The organism is Arcobacter aquimarinus, from assembly GCF_013177635.1.
Classification (GTDB): Bacteria; Campylobacterota; Campylobacteria; order Campylobacterales; family Arcobacteraceae; genus Aliarcobacter; species Aliarcobacter aquimarinus.
On the sequence record NZ_CP030944.1, the window covers coordinates 1,944,628 to 1,963,514 of the forward strand.

The window sequence follows — 18,887 nt, forward strand, 5'->3', positions numbered from 1 at the left end:
TTATATATCCTCTGGTTGTGTAGTTAAATTTATAATTTTTCTAGCTCTTGATATTCCTTTTTGAGAACCAACTAATAATAATCTACAATTTGCTTTAATTACTGTAGTTCCTTTTGGCATTTGAATAAACAATCCACTAACTTCAGTAATACCTATTACCGAAACTTTTAAAATATCTCTAAGTCTTAAATCTTTTAATTGCCTATCAACTATCCAAGATTTTTCGTTTACATAAATCTCTTCCATGTCAATTGGTGTATCTTTTTTATACAAAAACTCTTCTAAAACATTTTCCATATCTGGTCTTATTGCCATTGCACTAATTCTTTTAGCCATTAAAGATGGAGTTGCTACAACTTTATCCGCTCCAAGCTTTTTAAGTCTTATTTTTTCATTTTGAGTTTCTGCATTTGAAATAATCAAAAATGGATTTCGTCCCAACTCTTTTTCATAAAGTCTAACCGATGCAATTAAAGTAATATTATCTGATATATTTTTTGATAAAGAAATAACACCCTTTGCTGAACTTAAATGTGATTTCAAAAAAGCAAGTTCTTTATATGGTTCTTCTTTTATGAAATAAGGGTAATGATTCTCTTTTGCTATTTGCTCAATATTATCACTTGGATCAACAACAACAAAAGGAATATGATTTTCTCTAAATTGCCTTGCCAATTGAATAGTATATTCATTATGATAAAAAATTACAAAATGTCTTCTTAATCTTGCTATTTTATAAAGCATTTTTCTTTCCTTTAATAATTCACGCAAAGTACCATTTGCAATAACATCTATTACAATCCCCACAGCAAAAATAAGACTTGCAAATCCTGATAACATTAAACATACTGTAAAAACAATTGTTTCATTTCTAAAATTTGATTCATTTAAAGCACCAAAACCAGTATTTGTAAGCGTATAAGCTGATTGAAAAATTGCATGCATTATAGAATAATCTTCAAGATATACATACCCTAAAGTTCCTATCATCATTACAATTTGAATTAATATAAGGGGCAGTCTTAAAGGTTTTAACTGAGAATAAATTATTGGATTTAAGTCGTATTGAGGTTTAATTCTCCTAACTTCCCAGCCAAGAGACTTTTTAATTTTATTGATTATGCTCATGAAAGCACTATACTAGCGCCTTCTATTATGAGTGTTTTTTAAGAGTTCTTAACTCTTTTGCAGAAATTTTTAACTTAGTTGTAGTTCCATCTTCTAAAGTAACTCTAACTGTTCTAATGTTTGGTAAAAATCTTCTTTTAGTTCTGTTTTTTGCGTGACTTACGTTGTTACCAACCATAGGTCCTTTTCCAGATATTGCACATTTTCTTGACATTTGTCTTCCTTACGTAGTGAAAAATATTTGCGTATTGTATCTTAATTTTCTTAAGTTAAATTTAAACATTTTCTAAGATATTGTTTATTTTAATTAAATTTGAGTTTATATCGAACTCTAAAGCTAATTTTCTATTTTGTTTTTTTATTTTTTTCATCTCATTTTTATCTAATAAAACGGCATCTATCTTAAAAGCTGTACTTGGGTCTGTTGGTGAATCCATTGAAGCAAACACATCAACAATCTCTTTTGCATCATTCTCTATAGATAAAAAAACAACACACTTACAAAACATTGCTTTTACAACATTGGCAGAAAAAAATTTATTATAAGTTGGTAATAAAAAAATATCACTTGCTAAAAATAAATCATCAATATTTTTATAATCTTCTAATAAAATTATTTTGTCTTCTAAATTTTGATATTTTGGTAATTGAAACTGCAATGCAGTAATCTGTTTTTGTTCACCTGTAATTATAATTTTTAGATTTTGATAAGAAATTGAAGAACAAATATCTAAAAACTCTTTTATTCCTGAAGTTTTAAAATTTTTTGCTGTAAATAAAATCAATTTAGTATCAATATTAATATTGAGTTCTTCACAAAGTTTAACTTTTACTTCTTTTGGTTTTTTATATTCAATATTTATACTTGGATATATCACTTTTATTTTTTCATGAGAAATTTTTGTTTTTGCTATTATTTCATTCATTGAAGCAAAACAATTTGTTATTGTCATTTTAGAGTTTATTATATTTTCAATAGATTTTTCATCTAAACTGCCAGAATGAAAGTATACATCTGCATATTTTTTTTTACTAAATAAAGAGACTAAAAAAGTACTCTGTTTTAAGACTTCTATATTTTCTTGTTGTTTCAGTTTTTCTACTAATATATTAGTTGTTTTGTAAGAAATTGTTATTTTGTCCATAAATTACTTTTCATTTAAATATTTAATTCTTATTATAGTTAAAACTGCTTTATGTTAATATTTAATAAATTATTACAAAAGGATTTATCATTCAAACAACTAAAAAAAAGATAATTTTCCTAGATAGAGATGGTGTTATAAACCATGACCATGGATATGTTTATGAAATTGAAAAATTTGAATTTATAGATGGTGTTTTTGATGCTTGTAGATATTTTATTTCTTTAGGTTATGAAATTATTGTTATTACAAATCAATCAGGAATAGGAAGAGGATATTATACTCAAGAGGATTTTTTAAATCTTACAAATTGGATGATAAAAGAGTTTAGTAAAAATGGAATTGAAATATTAAAAGTATATTTTTGTCCCCATTCACCTACTGAAGATTGTGATTGTAGAAAACCAAAAATTGGGATGATTACACAATCTTTAAATGATTTTTCTATAGATTTACAAAATTCTTGGCTTATTGGTGATAAAATAAGTGATATTCAAACAGCAATAAATGCTAATATTCCAAATAGAATATTAATAGGAGAAGATTCAAATAGTTTATTTGATACAATTAATATAATAAAAAATGAGGCCAATAATGAAATATAATGATATAAACTTTAACAAAAAAACGATTTTAATAACAGGTGGTGCTGGTTTTATAGGTTCTAATCTTGCATTTTATTTTCAAGAAAATTATCCAAAAGCAAAAGTTGTAGTTTTAGATTGCTTTAGAAGTGGTGAAACATTTTCAAATGGAAATTTAAAAAGCTTTGGACATTTTAAAAATCTTTTAGGATTTAAAGGTATTGTAATAAGTGGTGATATAAATGATAAGAAATTATTAAAAAGCTTAGAAAAAAACTATAAATTTGATTATATTTTTCATCAAGCAGCAATTTCAGATACAACTGTTAGTGAACAAGATTTGATGATAAAAACAAATGTAAATGCCTATGAAGATTTATTAAAAATTGCTATTAAACATAAAGCAAATATGATTTACGCTTCAAGTGCTGCAACTTATGGTGATAGTGATAGATTTGAAGTTGGATACGAAAAACCAAATAATGCTTATGGATTTAGTAAAGTTATGATGGATAATATAACAGCTGAATATCTAAAAAAAGATTTAGAAATTTCAATAGTTGGTTTAAAATATTTTAATGTTTATGGTCCAAGAGAGTTTTTCAAAAATAAAACAGCTTCTATGGTTGTTCAATTTGGTCATCAAATTTTAAAAGGATTAACGCCAAAACTCTTTGAAGGAAGTGACAAAATAGTTAGAGATTTTATATATATTGATGATATTATTCAAGCAAATATAAAAGCTACTAATCCTAAAAAATCTGGGATTTATAATGTTGGAACTGGAAAAGCAAGAAGTTTTGAAGATATAGTAAATATTTTGCAAAATGAGTTAGAAATAAATAATGGGAAAGAGTATATTCCAAATCCTTATGTTGGTTCTTATCAGTTTTTTACCCAAGCAAATATAGAAACTACAAAAAAATATTTAGATTATGAACCAAAATTTTCTATGGAAGATGGAATAAAAGCATATATTCCTGAAATTAAAAGATTATTTCAAGAAGAAGTTAAATGATAAAATTAAATAAAAAACCAAATATTCTTGTAATTGGTGATTTAATGATAGATCACTATTTATGGGGAAGTTGCGATAGAATCTCCCCTGAAGCTCCTGTTCAAGTTGTAAATGTAAAAAAAGAGAGCTCAGTTCTTGGAGGTGCAGGGAATGTGATAAATAACCTTTTTGCACTTGGAGCAAATGTTGATGTGATAAGTGTAATGGGAGATGATACTGTTGCCAATGAATTAAAAGATTTATTAGAAAAAATAGAAGTTTCAAGTTCAAATTTAATAGTTGAAAAAAATAGAAAAACATCTAAAAAAAGTAGATTAATTGCTTCTCAACAACAAGTTCTAAGATATGATATGGAAAGTATTGATGATATAAGTGAAGAAAGTTCTAATAAAATTTTAGAAAATTTAAAAGTAAATATCAAAAAATATAACTCTATTATTTTATCAGATTATGGGAAAGGTGTTTTAACTACAAATTTAACAAAAGAAATTATAAAAATCGCAAATAAAAATAATATAAAAATTTTAGTTGATCCAAAAGGTAAAGATTACAGTAAATACAAAGGTTCTTACACTTTAACACCAAATAAAAAAGAGGCTATGGAAGCTACTAATATCAATATAAAAGATGAAAAAAGTTTAATAAAAGCCCTAGAAGATTTAAAGCAAAAATGTGATTTAGAAGTATCACTTATAACTTTAAGTGAAAATGGAATTGCTATTTTAAAAGATGAGTTAACAATCAAACCAACTGTTGCAAGGGAAGTTTATGATGTAACAGGTGCTGGAGATACAGTAATTGCATCTATTGCTTTTGCTTTAGGAAATGATTTGAGTATTGAAGAAGCTATTAGTTTTGCAAACTTAGCAGCAGGAGTTGTAGTAGGAAAAATAGGAAGTGCAACAGCCTCTTTAGATGAAATATATGAATATGAATCAAGTTTACATAAATCAAGTTCAACTTCACATATAAAAACTTTTCAAGAGATAGAAAAGCTTGCTTATAAATTCCATGAACTTGGTAAAAAAGTAGTTTTCACAAATGGTTGCTTTGATATTTTACACGCAGGTCATGTAAAATATCTTGAAGTCGCAAAAAGTTATGGTGATGTTTTAATTGTTGGAGTAAATGCAGATAGTAGTGTAAGAAAACTAAAAGGACCAACAAGACCTATTAATAATCAAGATGATAGAGCATATATTTTAGCCTCTTTAGAATCAGTTGATTATGTGGTTATTTTTGAAGAAGAGACTCCTTATGAACTTATAAAATTGGTAAAACCTCACACTTTAGTAAAAGGTGGAGATTATGAGGGTAAAGATGTTGTTGGACAAGATATAGCAAATGAGTTAAAACTTGTTCAATTTGTTGATGGAAAAAGTACAACAAATACTATAAAAAGGATACAAAACAGTGAAACAAGCAATTAAAGATGAATTTTCATCACATTTAGAAACAATTAATACAGTAATAAACACTATGGAAGAAAAACTTGAAGCTGCATCAGCACTTGCAGTTGAGACTTTAAGAAATGGAAATAAAATCTTACTTTGTGGAAATGGTGGAAGTGCAGCAGATGCTCAACATATAGCAGCAGAACTTACAGGAAGATATAAAACGGAAAGAAGAGGATTACCAGGAATTGCTCTTACAACTGATACGAGCGCATTAACTGCTATTGGAAATGACTATGGATATGATAGAGTTTTTGATAGACAAGTTGAAGCTTTAGCAAATAAAGGTGATTTAGTAATTGGTATTAGTACAAGTGGAAATAGTAAAAATGTTATTAATGCTTTAAAAATAGCAAAAGAGATGGGATGCAAAACTTTAGGACTAAGCGGTCGTGATGGTGGAGCTATGAATGATGTTTGTGATGTAAACTTAGTAGTTCCATCAAACAATACTCCAAGAATTCAAGAGATGCATATATTATTTGGACATACAATTTGCCAAATAATAGATAATGAATTAAGCTAAATTTTCAACTGCTTTTAAAACATCATCAGCTGTAATTTCTTTCATACAGTTATGATGTTTTAAAGGACAACTTCTTTTCATACAAGGTGCACACTCTAAATTTTTTGTAACTATCAAACCATTTTTATCATTATTCCATTGATTTGTTTCTGTAAATTTTGTAGGTCCAAAAATAGCTATTGTTTTTGTTTTATAAGCAGCTGCTATATGCATAGGTCCACTATCATTTGTAATAAATAAATCTAATCCCGCTATTTTTTCTATAAGTTCAGGGATTGTGGTCTTTCCTGCTAAATTTTGGTAATTTGTAATACCATTTTTTATTAACTCTTTTTCTATATCATTTGCAATATCAGTCTCAGCAGGTCCTCCAAAAATTACAATATCATATTTTGAAGCTAAAGTTATTGCTACTTTTGCAAATTCATTTGGATACCATCTTTTAGCACTTCCATAGGTTGCACCTGGGTTTATTCCTAAAGTTGGTTTAGAGTATAAAAATGGTTTAAAATAGAGCTTTAAATCACCAACTTGATTATTTAAATTCAAAACTTTATTTACAAAATCATTGTACCTTATACATAAATGTATCTCTTCTTTTGTAAGTCTTTTATAGTTGAATTTCTTTTTTGCTTTTACAAAAAACATCATAAATTTTGAAGAGAAACTTCTTCTAAAAGATATAGCTAAATCAACTTTTCCAATAGATTTTGCCAAAGAGATTAGATTTTTATATCTATTTCCACTTTTTTTTGTATCATCAACTAAAACTTTTTCAATATTTGGATAATCTTTAAAAGCTTGTATTGAAACAAAAGAACCTAAAAGAGTAATTTTTGCATCTGGATATGTTTTTATTATATTTTGTATTGCAGGTGTTGTCATAATAGCATCACCCAACCAAGTTGGAATTTCTATAAATATTTTCATTTTTTTATCATCTCTTTAAACTCATAAAATTGGGGGTACTTTACAATTTTCCCATCTCTATTATCAACTAATCCATATCCAGCGGCAACTAATTGATGCCAATAGACTCTTTTTATTTTTTTAGATTCCCGTGCAATTTTAAAATAATCTAACATATATTTTGTGTAATCTTCAAGGCTAACACACTCTTTTTCACTTGTTGGTGCATAAGGAGTTGTATTTGAAATAGGCCAATTTACTTCTGTTATATAAATATCATTTTTACATTTATTTGATAGTTTTACTAAAGAATAAAGTAAATCTATCTTATTTTTTGTATCAAAAAAACCATATTGGGTATTTCTTGGGCTTCCTCTTCTATCCACATAAAGTAAAGAACTAACAATATCATATTTTATATTTTGAAAATTAAACATCGCTCGAACATTGTAGTAATATTCAAAATCTATAACACTAGGTCCCAAAAGTTTAATATTTGGATACTTTTCTTCTTTTAAATTTTGAGCTATTTTATAAAAATTCAAATACTCTTGAACTGAAAAAAATCCCCATTTTGCACGATTTATTGTAGTTGCGATTTGATATTCATCTACTAAAGTAGCAAACTTTGTAAAAATGAGTTCTAAGTTTTCTTTTAAAAGTTTAGGATTTTCAATATTTTGTCTATCTTGCATAATATTTAATAAAATATTCTTTTTACTCGTTTTATTAAATTTTTGTGCAAATTCAACATATAAATCAATATTTTTTATATCCCATAAAGGAAATCGAATAATCAGATTTTTTACACCTAACTCTTCAACTAATTCATGTTGAATTTCACCCTTATCAAGATTTACTCCAATTCCATAAAAATCTTCATTTGAAGCTTGATTTTTTCCACGAAAAAATTTCATAAAAAAAATAGCAATTGGTAAAATAAAAATAGAACTAAAAAAAAGTTTTATAAAATCTTTTAAATGTTTTTTTCTCATAGCTTTTTTATAAGCTCTATCTTTTATCACATGAGGTTGGTCTGAGTAATTGTCCCAAATAAATGGTTCTTTATTCACTAACTAACTCTTTTAATCTATTTTCAATTTTTTTATAAACTTCTACTGAATACTCTTTAGGAACTGTAAAATTATTTTGATTTTCCTTATTACTTATAGTTCCCCATCTTTTTGCACTTGCGAATAAAGAATCTCCAAAAAAAGATAATGTTTTTGTATTTGTAGCACCTGCAAGATGCATAGGTCCTGTTGAAGTACTAACAAACAGATAACTACTTGCAATATATTTTGTAAACTCAAATAAAGATACTTTTGATTCAAAAATAGTAGCTTCAAAATCAATATTTTTATTTATATACTCTTTTGATTTATCATCATCAGGTCCAAAACTAAAAGCTATTTCATAATCACTATCTTTTATACTTCTAGCTAAGTTTATATAATCATCTAAAGTCAAATTTCCATCACTGCTTCCACCAAATCCAGCATGAAAAACAACTCTTTTTTCTTTATTTACATCCATATCTAAAAGTGGTCTTGTAAAATCAAGTTTCATATCAGGGAAAAGTTTTTTTGCTAAATCAAGATTATATTGCCACTCTGTTTTTTCTACTTTACTTCTTTTTTGTTTTACTCTTTTGTTAAAAAAAAGTTGTGCTATTTTGGTTGCAGGAGCTACTCTTTTTTTTATTTTACTTTTAAAAAGAATTTTTCCTAAACTTATATCAATATATGCACTAATACTTGCATCAAATTTTTTACTTTTTATCTCTTTTTGTGTTTTAGACAAATCATTTTTATCAAATAAAATAACATCATCAATAAAGTCTATCTCTTGTGCAAATTCATAATTCACTTTACTTACAAGTGCTGTAAGTTTTGTCTTTGGGTATTGTTCTTTTATTGCTTTAAATAAAGGTAAAGTTACTACAAAATCCCCTATTTTATCATGTCTTGTTATTAGTAAATTCATTTTTTCAACTCTTTGTTTAATTCATATAATTTTATATATTTATAAAAATTTGTAACTGCATGGGAAAATGCGATAATCAAGCCAACATAACCATCTCTAAAACCCTGTTTTAAAATGTATGTTCTAAAAAAAGAGTACATACCATTAAAAAAAGCTTTTGTTGGACTTGAAGATTTTTTACCTACATTATTTGTAGCAAAAAGTGTTGAATATCTATCTGCTTTTATAATAAATTCTGAAATAGAATGATAGCTATAGTGTTCAACATTTCCTTTTAAAAGTTCTTGATTTAACCCTTGCGTTATGATATCTTCGTGAACATCATTTGAATTATAAGAAGTTACATCTTTATTGTATAATCTTTTGATTTTTTGGTTATTCCAGCCACAATGTTTCACTTGAATATTTTTATAAAAAGCTTTAAAATTAAGTTTATAAACTGTTCTTTTATCTAATTTTTTATTTTTTAACTCTTTTAAAAGTTCACTATCTACTACTTCATCACTATCAATAATCAAAATCCAATCATTTTTTGCAAAGCTAGTTGCATAGTTTTTAGTCCAACCAAAACCTTTAAATTCTCCTTGAACTAAATTTACATTTTTAAAACCTTTTGCAATACTTATTGTTCCATCTGTTGAACCATTATCATACACAACCACATCATCAAATTCTATTAGACTATTTAAAGTTTTACCTATGGTTTTTTCATTATTTTTTGCTAATACAACTACACTTATATTCATTTTTTGCCCAATCTTTTTACTAAACCTTTTATCTTATAGTTAAGTATTTTTTTAAATGTAAATATCTCATCTGCTGTTTTTAAACCATCACCATCAACTCTATAAATAGCACCATTAATTCCATTAAAATCTTTGTGAATAGCATTTCCTATTCTAAAATTGTATTGGTAATATTTTTTAGCCTCTTTTAAAATATCTTGATTGTATTTTCCAAAAGGAAATACAAAACTCTCTATTTTTGTATTTAATTTCTCTTCTAAAATCTCTTTTGAAATTCTTAACTCTAAATCTAAATCCACTTGGTTTTGTGTTAAATCTATATGTGAATGAGAGTGTGAACCAAAAACAACTAATCCACTCTCTTTCATCTCTTTCAATTCTTTATATGTACAAAATGTGGCTTTTTGATAATTTTCAAATAAATCATTATGCTCAAAATTCATTCTATTTTCTGCTGTTTGCTCTGTATCATCTAAAATATATTTTGAAGGAATAGCTAAGAGTGCTTTTAAATTATATTTTTTCAAAAGTGGAAAAATTAAAAAATAAAAATCAGCATAAGCATCATCAAAAGTCAAACAAACACTTTTTTGAGTTACGTTTTCACCTGGAAAAATAGTTTTGAAATTGTTTTTTATATATTTTAAATGCTCTTCAAAAATTGCTAAAACATTTGAACATCTATCGCTGTTCACATGATGATACATAATACTAATCAACAACTTTTTTTCCTTTTAATCTTTTTTTGAAATTTATTTTTGCTTTATGTTTATGAGAAAAATCTAAAGCTTTAGAAACTAATTTTTTTTCATCTTCTTGCAAAAGTTTCGCATACTCTTTTATAACAACTTCCAAATCTTCATCTTTTGCCCAAAGTTTTGAAAAGTTTTTAAGTCTGTCATCAAGTTCTAAATGAAAAAATTTCATTCTATTTATATCAACTATTTTAAAAACAAAATTATCATTCTCTTTTTTAATTAATATATTTCCAGGACTATAATCAAAATGAAAAATACTAGCTTGGTGTAAATCAAAGGTAAAGTTTGCAAAAGCTTTTAAAATCTCATTTTTATTTGGAAAATTTGTATCTAAAAGTGGTTCACGAATCGTAAAATCATAATCAAATTTTTCACTTACAAAATAGCTCTCATTTAATAATCCAAATTTATAAAACTCTATAAATCCTATAGGTTTTGGAGTGAACTCTTTGATTTTTAGAGCATATTCATAAGACTTTTGTGCTTTTGAGTTTTTAAAAAATGTATATACAATTTTATTTATAAAATGTGGTATTTTAAAAGATTTAACAACTAATTTTTGATTTTTATGTTCTATTACTTTTATTTCATTTCTAGCTTTATGTATGGTATTTGAATTTTCTTTGAAAAATTGTTTTATATTGCATAAAAAAGATTCAAATTTTTTGAATTCTTCATTTAAAATAAATTTATAGTTTGACAATTTTTACCTTTTTGTTATTTAATAATTTAGATTTTAGCCAAAAAAGCATTTAATTTGGATTTAACTACTAAAAAAGTAGAATATAGGCTTAAAATCAATAAATAAAGAGTTCTATGAAAAAAGTTTTAGAAGTTTGTCTCTCTCCTGATTTAGGTGGACTTGAGCTATATATGAAAAATATAACTAAGTATTTAAATTCACCTGCTGTAATTAACAAAAAATCAAAACTAAAAGATATACTTAAAAATGAAAAAATAGATTATTTTGAACTTTCAAAATATAACTTTTTTAAACTAGCTCATATCATAGATAAAGAAGAGATTGATATAGTGCATCTTCATTGGACAAAAGATATTCCAGTAGTTGTTTTTGCAAAACTTCTTTCTAAAAGAAAACCCAAAATTGTTCAAACAAGACATATGCATATGACAAGATTTAAAAGTGATTTTTACCATAAATTTCTATATAAAAATATAGATATGATGATTGCTGTTACAAATCTAGTAAAAGAGCAACTTGAAAAATTTATTCCAAAAGATATAAGACCTAAAATAGAAACTTCTTACATTGGTGCAAATACTCCTAAAATTTTAAGTTATGAAGAAAAAAATAATCTAAAAAAATCTCTTAATATTACTGATGAATTTATAGTTTGTATAGTTGGAAGAATTGAAGAAGCAAAAGGACAACATATAGTTTTACAAGCTGTTGAGAAATTACGAAAAAATAGCATAAAAATAAAAACTTTAGTTGTTGGTCACTATATGGATGAAAACTATTTTAATAATCTAAAAAACTCTTATCCAAGTGATATTTTTACAGGTTTTGTTTCTAATCCAACAGATTTTATGCAAATTTCTGATTGTTTAGTTTTGGCAACAAAAAAAGAGACTTTTGGACTTGTACTTATTGAAGCCATGAAATGTGGTGTTTGTGTTTTAGGAAGTAATAGTGGTGGTCCTCTTGAAATCATAGATGATGAAAAAACTGGACTTTTATTTGAAAGTATGAATAGTGATAGTTTATGTGAAAAGCTATCTTTTATTATAGAAGATGAGAAATTAAAAGAATCATTAGCTGTAAATGCTAAGATTAAAGCAGATGAAGTTTTTGATAGTCAAAAACAATTTGAAAAAATAAAAAATTTACTTAAAAATTAGGATTTCTAAAATATGTTTAATTTTTTCCAAATAAAAAAATATTTTAAAGTAAAGAAAAATAATAAAATAAATATCTTAACTAATTTAAAAAGTTCTAGAATTATTGTACAAGGTAATCAAAATTCTTTGTTGATTAAGAATTCTGATTTAAAAAGACTAAAAATAGGTATTTATGGAAATAACAATATCTTAGAAATAGATGAAAATTGTATGTTGAGAGATACTAATATTATAATGCAAGGTAATAATCTAAAAGTTAGTATAAAAAATCATTGCGAAATTGGAGGTGCAACGATTGTTTGTGCAGGAGAAAATAATTTTATACAAATTGATGAATACTGCTTGATTGCCTCAAATATAGAGATTAGAAATAACGATGGTCACTCTATTTTTGAAAATGAAAAACTAATAAATCCAAGTTCAAATATCCATATTTCAAATAATGTATGGATTTGCCAAAATGTAAAAATTCTTAAAGGTGCATATATTGGAAGTGGTAGTGTGATTGCTTTAAACGCTCTTGTAAGTTCAGGAACATATGAAAACAACGTAATTTTAGCTGGAATTCCAGCTAAAATTATAAAAAGGAATATTACTTGGAGTAAAGATTTACCTAATTAATTGAATATATTTTTAAAACTTTCATCTTTTATGATAGTTTTACTTGCTTTATAACTCCAATGGGTATCATCTACATAAAAAATATCTTTTTCACCTTTTTCTAACTCTTTTGACAATATTTTCTTTGTATTTATGAAAATATAATCTTTAGGTAAAGTTTCTAAATATTCAAAGAATATACTTTCATTATATATATTACTTACTATATATGGTCTATAAAGATTATATTTGTCTACAGCTGGCATAAATATAAGTTTTATATTTTTTTTAGCTAAAGCATGAGATAGTTTGTTGAAATTATCATTTAATAATTCAATTCTTTCTTTACTTTCTTGCTCTATAAATTTTAAATCTTCATAATAAAATAAAAGTTCATTACCAATTTTTATAGAAAATAAATTTTGATTTAATTTTTCTCTATAAATACTAGAAGATATTTTACCATATCCATTCATTTTGAATTTTAAATTATATGAAAGTGCATTTAAATTTAAATTATTGATTATTCCTACACCATCACTAGCTTTTTTAACATTTTTATTATCTTCTTGTTTTGTCAAAGGATATATTTCACTCTTTTCAAAATCAATATTATTTATAGCAAATCTTTGTAATGCAAATCTTTGAACAGATTCTATTAATACATATCTTGTTTTCATATTATCAAGTTGTCCAGAATTTAAAAGCAATGATGCTATTTCCATAAAATTACTTGTTCCTTTTATATTTAATACATTTAGATTAAATTCTGTTGCTATATAATCTTGATAATAACTATTAAGACCTCCTCCTCCTCCATTTGAAAAAGAATCTCCGATAGTTATCATTTCAATTTCATTATCATCTTTATACTCATTTGATTCCAAATGTAATTTTTTTAAATCTATCTTATTTTCTCTTAAATCTAATAAATCTGTAGCATAACTCATTCTTCCTAAATCACCTATAGTCATTGGAGATTCTGGGAATACTTTGTGAACATACATAAAATAAATTACTGCATGAAAAGAACATACTAATATGATTGAAACAATCCAAAAAAAAGATAACTTCTTAAATTTATTCATGTTTTATTACCTCAAAAATTAAAATATAAAAATTCTGTAAATTTAGTCATAATAGATACAGTATATGCCATAATAATAATAGATATAATCATATATACTATTGGTGATTTAAAAAATATCTTTTTAAATTCCATACTATTTTTAAAAGCTAATATAACTAAAAATCCTACCAATATAAATGTTGTAGTTTTACTTTCTCCAACTATATTTGTATAAACCGTACCAAAATTAAAATAAACTTCATTATATTCTGCTAAAAACTTAAAATATTTCTGTGGCAACACAACATTATCCAAGCTAAACATTGAACTTAAAACCTTTATAGCATCTTCCCATTCCTTCGCTCTAAAAAACACCCATGCTATATTTACAAAGTTAAATGTTATAAACCATGCTAGGATTGTATTCATTCTAAATCCTAGGTTTGTCCATGCCCTATGTATTATCAATGCCATTCCATGCAGAAATCCCCAGAACACAAATGTCCATCCTGCTCCATGCCAAAGTCCACCAATTACAAAAGTAGCTAGTAGATTATTATATGTTCTAAAGCTTCCTTTTTTATTTCCTCCCAATGGAATATACACATAATCTCTTAAAAATCTTGAAAGAGTTATATGCCATCTTCTCCAGAAGTCTTGGATATTTGTCGCTTTATATGGAGAGTTAAAGTTAATAGGAAGTTTTATATTAAACAGCAGTGCTATTCCTATTGCCATATCTGTATATCCTGAAAAATCAAAGTACAATTGAAAAGTATAAGATAGGCTTGTTGCCCATGCTTCTATTAGGTTTAAAGTTTGAGCATTATCAAATCCTGCTGTTGCCCAAGTTGCAAATGTATCTGCTATTACTACTTTTTTAAACAATCCTATTGAGAATATAAAAAGACCCAAAGCAATATTTTTATAATTCTTTACCATATTCCATTTACTTGCAAACTGAGGCATCATCTCTTTATGATGAACTATTGGTCCTGCTATTAGTTGTGGAAAAAATGTTACAAACAGTGCATAGTTTAAAAAGTCATACTCTTTTGTTTCACCTCTATAACTATCAACTAAATATGCTATTTGTTGGAATGTAAAGAACGATATTGCCAATGGCAAAACTAAATGTAAAAGGTTTACATTTGAAGAAGTTACTAAATTAAAGTTTTCAATAAAAAAATCTGCGTATTTAAAGTATCCAAGCAAAGATAAATTTACTATTATTCCAAAAATCAATATTGATTTTTTTGAAAATGATTTATTCAATCCTTTTTTATTCTCTTCACTACTTTTTGCTAAACTATTTCCAACTACATAATTAAACAGCATTGATATCAATATCAATGGCAGATATGCTATATTCCACCAAGAATAAAAAAACAAACTTGCAAATACCAAAAAACCTTTTGAGGCAACTGTTAATCTTTTACTATTTAAGTAAAAGTATACAAAAAAAGTTATTGGCAAAAATGCAAATATAAATTCGTATGAGTTAAATAACATTATTCTCTTCTTTCTTTATTAATTTTTATAAAACTTATCATTATTCAAAAAGTTGTTTTCGATAATATTCAGTATCTATAAACTTACTTCTATCTTCTTTTAATTTTATTATATGTTCATCTATATTTTGAATATTTATTTCTGTACCAAAATCTTTATATGATGAAATTCCCAAAAGTCTATCAAGAACAATATTTCCCAACTCTTTTTTATAATGACTAGATTCCCAATGATATTTCATTATTTGTTCATTATCTTTTGGTATTTGCTCTGCTGTTAGTTCATGATAAACTGAAAAATCTATAATTTTAAATGGCTCTTTATTTTCTTCTTTAGCTATTTCTTCTACAAATAAAACTACATCTTTTTTCCATTGTAAAAATACATCATATCCTATATAATAATCAAAAGATTCCCACTGTCTAATATGTGAAGGTCCAAATATAATATTTAATTTTATATTATTTTCATGACATAATCGTAATATTTCTTTAAAATCATCAAAGCTATTTTTACCAGTATCTTTATATGTATTATTTGAAGAAAACATTGAATAATAAAATTTTTCTTCTTTTTTCATCAATTTTAAATGACCACCTTCTTTTATGACATATAAAGCCATATGACTATCATTCATTAATCCATTATCAAAGTAAATATTTTGTGTATTTTGATTTTTCAAAGTATATATACTATCTTTAAAAGTAGTATAATTCAATAAAAATTTATATGGATTAAAAAAATTAAAATAACTTTCAAAATCTTCTGTCTTTTTCATTTGTACATCATTAAACATTCTCCAATCAAGAACTAATAATATGCTTTCTAAATTTTTTCGCTTTACTATATCTTTCACATAAAATTTTGTTTCATACATAGTTGCTCCACTATTTGACAAATTGTAAGAAGGCTTATTAAAATAATTATGATTAGGATCTATTGCTAAATCTGCTCTAGAAGTACCTAAAATAACTGATTTAGGTTTTATATCTCTAACTTGAGATAACTTAACTAATCTCATTTGATTAATTAATTTTGGTTTTATCTTATATAAATTAGTTTTATATAAATTATAAGGGTCAACAATATAATTTAAAGCTGCTACAAAAATTATAACAATTAGAATCAACCCTAATAGAATTTTAGTCCATAAGATACTAGTAATTTTCATAATAAAGCCTTAAAAATTAAAATATAAAAATTCAGAAATCTTATTTAACTGAAAAATTGAATAAATTATAAATGAAAATGACAAAAATAAATTAAAATAAGTTGGCTTAAATTTATACATTTTTTCCATACTATTTTTAAAAGCTAATACAACAATAAACCCAACAATAATAAATACAGTTGTATTATCTTTTCCTAAAATATTCTCATAAACCGTACCAAAATTAAAATAAACTTCATTATATTCTGCTAAAAACTTAAAATATTTCTGTGGCAACACAACATTATCCAAGCTAAACATTGAACTTAAAACCTTTATAGCATCTTCCCATTCCTTCGCTCTAAAAAACACCCATGCTATATTTACAAAGTTAAATGTTATAAACCATGCTAGGATTGTATTCATTCTAAATCCTAGGTTTGTCCATGCCCTATGTATTATCAATGCCATTCCATGCAGAAATCCCCAGAACACAAATGTCCATCCTGCTCCATGCCAAAGTCCACCAATTACAAAAGTAGCTAGTAGATTATTATATGTTCTAAAGCTTCCTTTTTTATTTCCTCCCAATGGAATATACACATAATCTCTTAAAAATCTTGAAAGAGTTATATGCCATCTTCTCCAGAAGTCTTGGATATTTGTCGCTTTATATGGAGAGTTAAAGTTAATAGGAAGTTTTATATTAAACAGCAGTGCTATTCCTATTGCCATATCTGTATATCCTGAAAAATCAAAGTACAATTGAAAAGTATAAGATAGGCTTGTTGCCCATGCTTCTATTAGGTTTAAAGTTTGAGCATTATCAAATCCTGCTGTTGCCCAAGTTGCAAATGTATCTGCTATTACTACTTTTTTAAACAATCCTATTGAGAATATAAAAAGACCCAAAGCAATATTTTTATAATTCTTTACCATATTCCATTTACTTGCAAACTGAGGCATCATCTCTTTATGATGAACTATTGGTCCTGCTATTAGTTGTGGAAAAAATGTTACAAACAGTGCATAGTTTAAAAAGTCATACTCTTTTGTTTCACCTCTATAACTATCAACTAAATATGCTATTTGTTGGAATGTAAAGAACGATATTGCCAATGGCAAAACTAAATGTAAAAGGTTTACATTTGAAGAAGTTACTAAATTAAAGTTTTCAATAAAAAAATCTGCGTATTTAAAGTATCCAAGCAAAGATAAATTTACTATTATTCCAAAAATCAATATTGATTTTTTTGAAAATGATTTATTCAATCCTTTTTTATTCTCTTCACTACTTTTTGCTAAGCTATTTCCAACTACATAATTAAACAGCATTGATATCAATATCAATGGCAGATATGCTATATTCCACCAAGAATAAAAAAACAAACTTGCAAATACCAAAAAACCTTTTGAGGCTTGCGTTAATCTTTTACTATTTAAGTAAAAGTATACAAAAAAAGTTATTGGCAAAAATGCAAATATAAATTCGTATGAGTTAAATAACATTATTCTCTTCTTTCTTTATTAGTTTCTGTTTATATCTTAAACTCTCTTTTTTTGGAAAACCTTTCAACATTGATAAAAATATTGCCAGTCCATTTTTTTTCTTAAATACCCTAAAAAACAATTTAAAAAATAGTGCTATTTTTAATAAAACTCTCTCAAATACATTAAAATGTTTATTTAATAAATGATAATAAGATATATAAAATTCTCTTTCCATTAGAATATTTTGTGAGGTACTACCACCTGATTTATGATAAACTTCTGCTTCTGGAATAAAATAAACTTTTTTGCCAATATCCCAAACCTTTTTAGAAATATCTTCTTCTTCACAATAAAGGAAAAAAATTGTATCAAATCCTCCAATATCACAAAAAATATCTGCTCTAAAAAACATACAAGAACCACTAATTACTTCAACCTGAGAATTTTTATTCAATTTTATTTTATTACTTGGAAATTTGTTTTTAGAAAAAAATCTTTGGATACTATTGCCAAAAAGTTGCTTTAATACATGAGGAAATTGTTTATATGAAGATGAAAAATTCTTTTTATCATCTAATACTTTTGCTGTAACTAAAGCAACATCATCATTATTATCCAAAAAGTTTTTTAAAATACCTGCTGTATTATTCAGTAAAAGACAATCATTATTAATAAAAAAATAATATTTTCCTGAAACATAATTTACACCCAACATATTTCCACTTGCAAAACCACTATTAATATTATTTTCTATTAGTTTTAAATTGCTTATATTTTTAGTAAAATTTTTTAAAGTTGAAAAATCTTCTTTTTCTGAAGCATTATCCACTACTATTATTTCAAAATTTAAATCTTTAGTTTGAGAAATAATACTCTCTATAAGTTTTATAGTAAAACTTGAAGAGTTGTAATTTATTGTAATAAATGATATATCTATATTTTTCACTA

General features: G+C 25.4%; 20 protein-coding genes. 6 read left to right on the top strand and 14 right to left on the bottom strand.

Features of this window, described 5'->3' with window-relative positions:
* From AAQM_RS09815 to AAQM_RS09825, 3 genes are all read right to left on the bottom strand, one after another.
* On the bottom strand, positions 1-1,128 hold the full coding sequence (locus AAQM_RS09815) for a potassium channel family protein (RefSeq protein ID WP_129095996.1): 1,128 nt from the start codon (positions 1,126-1,128) through the stop codon (positions 1-3).
* 25 nt (positions 1,129-1,153) lie between these two features.
* Positions 1,154-1,342: a 50S ribosomal protein L28 gene (gene rpmB / locus AAQM_RS09820; protein ID WP_129095997.1), complete on the bottom strand. Its 189-nt coding sequence runs from the start codon at positions 1,340-1,342 to the stop codon at positions 1,154-1,156.
* A 61-nt stretch (positions 1,343-1,403) separates the two neighbouring features.
* Positions 1,404-2,273 (bottom strand): glycosyltransferase, encoded by an 870-nt coding sequence (locus tag AAQM_RS09825; protein WP_129095998.1) that lies wholly within the window; start codon positions 2,271-2,273, stop codon positions 1,404-1,406.
* A gap of 113 nt (positions 2,274-2,386) precedes the next feature.
* On the opposite strand from AAQM_RS09825, the gene gmhB reads away from it, so the two are divergent.
* From gmhB to gmhA, 4 genes are read left to right on the top strand one after another with little or no spacing between them, the layout of a single operon-like run.
* Positions 2,387-2,878 carry a D-glycero-beta-D-manno-heptose 1,7-bisphosphate 7-phosphatase gene (gmhB, locus tag AAQM_RS09830; RefSeq protein WP_129095999.1) on the top strand — a complete coding sequence of 164 codons (492 nt, stop codon included), beginning with the start codon at positions 2,387-2,389 and terminating at the stop codon, positions 2,876-2,878.
* Positions 2,868-3,875, top strand: coding sequence for an ADP-glyceromanno-heptose 6-epimerase (gene rfaD / locus AAQM_RS09835; RefSeq protein WP_129096000.1), 1,008 nt, complete (start codon positions 2,868-2,870; stop codon positions 3,873-3,875). The genes gmhB and rfaD overlap by 11 nt, the downstream gene beginning before the upstream one ends.
* Complete coding sequence (gene rfaE1, locus AAQM_RS09840) at positions 3,872-5,305, top strand: D-glycero-beta-D-manno-heptose-7-phosphate kinase (RefSeq protein WP_129096001.1); 1,434 nt, start codon at positions 3,872-3,874, stop codon at positions 5,303-5,305. The genes rfaD and rfaE1 overlap by 4 nt, the downstream gene beginning before the upstream one ends.
* Positions 5,289-5,855: a D-sedoheptulose 7-phosphate isomerase gene (gene gmhA, locus AAQM_RS09845; protein WP_129096002.1), complete on the top strand. Its 567-nt coding sequence runs from the start codon at positions 5,289-5,291 to the stop codon at positions 5,853-5,855. The genes rfaE1 and gmhA overlap by 17 nt, the downstream gene beginning before the upstream one ends.
* On the opposite strand, the gene AAQM_RS09850 is transcribed toward gmhA, so the two are convergent.
* The 6 genes from AAQM_RS09850 to AAQM_RS09875 are packed head-to-tail and all read right to left on the bottom strand — an operon-like array spanning position 5,847 to position 10,957.
* Positions 5,847-6,785 (bottom strand): glycosyltransferase family 9 protein, encoded by a 939-nt coding sequence (locus AAQM_RS09850; RefSeq protein ID WP_129096003.1) that lies wholly within the window; start codon positions 6,783-6,785, stop codon positions 5,847-5,849. The two genes, gmhA and AAQM_RS09850, sit on opposite strands and share 9 nt — an antisense overlap.
* Positions 6,782-7,837 (bottom strand): hypothetical protein, encoded by a 1,056-nt coding sequence (locus AAQM_RS09855; protein ID WP_129096004.1) that lies wholly within the window; start codon positions 7,835-7,837, stop codon positions 6,782-6,784. Before AAQM_RS09855 ends, AAQM_RS09850 begins: the two co-directional genes overlap by 4 nt.
* Positions 7,830-8,750, bottom strand: a complete 921-nt coding sequence (locus tag AAQM_RS09860; protein WP_129096005.1) for a glycosyltransferase family 9 protein — start codon at positions 8,748-8,750, stop codon at positions 7,830-7,832. Before AAQM_RS09860 ends, AAQM_RS09855 begins: the two co-directional genes overlap by 8 nt.
* The gene (locus tag AAQM_RS09865; RefSeq protein WP_129096006.1) at positions 8,747-9,496 is read right to left on the bottom strand and encodes a glycosyltransferase family 2 protein; all 750 of its coding nucleotides are present in this window, start codon (positions 9,494-9,496) and stop codon (positions 8,747-8,749) included. The genes AAQM_RS09860 and AAQM_RS09865 overlap by 4 nt, the downstream gene beginning before the upstream one ends.
* Positions 9,493-10,215, bottom strand: coding sequence for a polysaccharide deacetylase family protein (locus AAQM_RS09870; protein ID WP_228254544.1), 723 nt, complete (start codon positions 10,213-10,215; stop codon positions 9,493-9,495). The genes AAQM_RS09865 and AAQM_RS09870 overlap by 4 nt, the downstream gene beginning before the upstream one ends.
* Positions 10,208-10,957 carry a lipopolysaccharide kinase InaA family protein gene (locus AAQM_RS09875; protein ID WP_129096007.1) on the bottom strand — a complete coding sequence of 250 codons (750 nt, stop codon included), beginning with the start codon at positions 10,955-10,957 and terminating at the stop codon, positions 10,208-10,210. The genes AAQM_RS09870 and AAQM_RS09875 overlap by 8 nt, the downstream gene beginning before the upstream one ends.
* A 113-nt stretch (positions 10,958-11,070) precedes the next feature.
* Between AAQM_RS09875 and AAQM_RS09880 the strand changes: the two genes are divergently transcribed.
* Positions 11,071-12,117, top strand: coding sequence for a glycosyltransferase family 4 protein (locus AAQM_RS09880; RefSeq protein WP_129096008.1), 1,047 nt, complete (start codon positions 11,071-11,073; stop codon positions 12,115-12,117).
* Positions 12,118-12,129: 12 nt separating this feature from the next.
* Entirely contained in the window at positions 12,130-12,738 is a 609-nt protein-coding gene (locus AAQM_RS09885; RefSeq protein ID WP_129096009.1) for an acyltransferase, read from the top strand.
* On the opposite strand, the gene AAQM_RS09890 is transcribed toward AAQM_RS09885, so the two are convergent.
* Genes AAQM_RS09890 through AAQM_RS09910 form a run of 5 tightly spaced genes read right to left on the bottom strand, consistent with a single transcriptional unit; the run spans position 12,735 to position 18,885 of the window.
* Entirely contained in the window at positions 12,735-13,805 is a 1,071-nt protein-coding gene (locus AAQM_RS09890) for a hypothetical protein (RefSeq protein WP_129096010.1), read from the bottom strand. The genes AAQM_RS09885 and AAQM_RS09890 overlap by 4 nt on opposite strands.
* A gap of 11 nt (positions 13,806-13,816) precedes the next feature.
* On the bottom strand, positions 13,817-15,298 hold the full coding sequence (locus AAQM_RS09895) for an MBOAT family O-acyltransferase (protein ID WP_171920708.1): 1,482 nt from the start codon (positions 15,296-15,298) through the stop codon (positions 13,817-13,819).
* Positions 15,299-15,338: 40 nt separating this feature from the next.
* Complete coding sequence (locus tag AAQM_RS09900) at positions 15,339-16,469, bottom strand: hypothetical protein (protein WP_129096278.1); 1,131 nt, start codon at positions 16,467-16,469, stop codon at positions 15,339-15,341.
* 9 nt (positions 16,470-16,478) lie between these two features.
* Positions 16,479-17,957: an MBOAT family O-acyltransferase gene (locus AAQM_RS09905; RefSeq protein ID WP_171920709.1), complete on the bottom strand. Its 1,479-nt coding sequence runs from the start codon at positions 17,955-17,957 to the stop codon at positions 16,479-16,481.
* The gene (locus AAQM_RS09910; protein WP_164967091.1) at positions 17,947-18,885 is read right to left on the bottom strand and encodes a glycosyltransferase family 2 protein; all 939 of its coding nucleotides are present in this window, start codon (positions 18,883-18,885) and stop codon (positions 17,947-17,949) included. The genes AAQM_RS09905 and AAQM_RS09910 overlap by 11 nt, the downstream gene beginning before the upstream one ends.
* Positions 18,886-18,887 lie beyond the last annotated feature (2 nt).

Bases quoted from the DNA above. Each gene is read 5' to 3' on its own strand.
- AAQM_RS09815 (WP_129095996.1), bottom strand. From the start codon at position 1,128: ATGAGCATAATCAATAAAATTAAAAAGTCTCTTGGCTGGGAAGTTAGG.
- rpmB (WP_129095997.1), bottom strand. From the start codon at position 1,342: ATGTCAAGAAAATGTGCAATATCTGGAAAAGGACCTATGGTTGGTAAC.
- AAQM_RS09825 (WP_129095998.1), bottom strand. From the start codon at position 2,273: ATGGACAAAATAACAATTTCTTACAAAACAACTAATATATTAGTAGAA.
- rfaD (WP_129096000.1), top strand. From the start codon at position 2,868: ATGAAATATAATGATATAAACTTTAACAAAAAAACGATTTTAATAACA.
- rfaE1 (WP_129096001.1), top strand. From the start codon at position 3,872: ATGATAAAATTAAATAAAAAACCAAATATTCTTGTAATTGGTGATTTA.
- AAQM_RS09850 (WP_129096003.1), bottom strand. From the start codon at position 6,785: ATGAAAATATTTATAGAAATTCCAACTTGGTTGGGTGATGCTATTATG.
- AAQM_RS09860 (WP_129096005.1), bottom strand. From the start codon at position 8,750: ATGAATTTACTAATAACAAGACATGATAAAATAGGGGATTTTGTAGTA.
- AAQM_RS09865 (WP_129096006.1), bottom strand. From the start codon at position 9,496: ATGAATATAAGTGTAGTTGTATTAGCAAAAAATAATGAAAAAACCATA.
- AAQM_RS09880 (WP_129096008.1), top strand. From the start codon at position 11,071: ATGAAAAAAGTTTTAGAAGTTTGTCTCTCTCCTGATTTAGGTGGACTT.
- AAQM_RS09885 (WP_129096009.1), top strand. From the start codon at position 12,130: ATGTTTAATTTTTTCCAAATAAAAAAATATTTTAAAGTAAAGAAAAAT.
- AAQM_RS09890 (WP_129096010.1), bottom strand. From the start codon at position 13,805: ATGAATAAATTTAAGAAGTTATCTTTTTTTTGGATTGTTTCAATCATA.
- AAQM_RS09895 (WP_171920708.1), bottom strand. From the start codon at position 15,298: ATGTTATTTAACTCATACGAATTTATATTTGCATTTTTGCCAATAACT.
- AAQM_RS09900 (WP_129096278.1), bottom strand. From the start codon at position 16,469: ATGAAAATTACTAGTATCTTATGGACTAAAATTCTATTAGGGTTGATT.
- AAQM_RS09905 (WP_171920709.1), bottom strand. From the start codon at position 17,957: ATGTTATTTAACTCATACGAATTTATATTTGCATTTTTGCCAATAACT.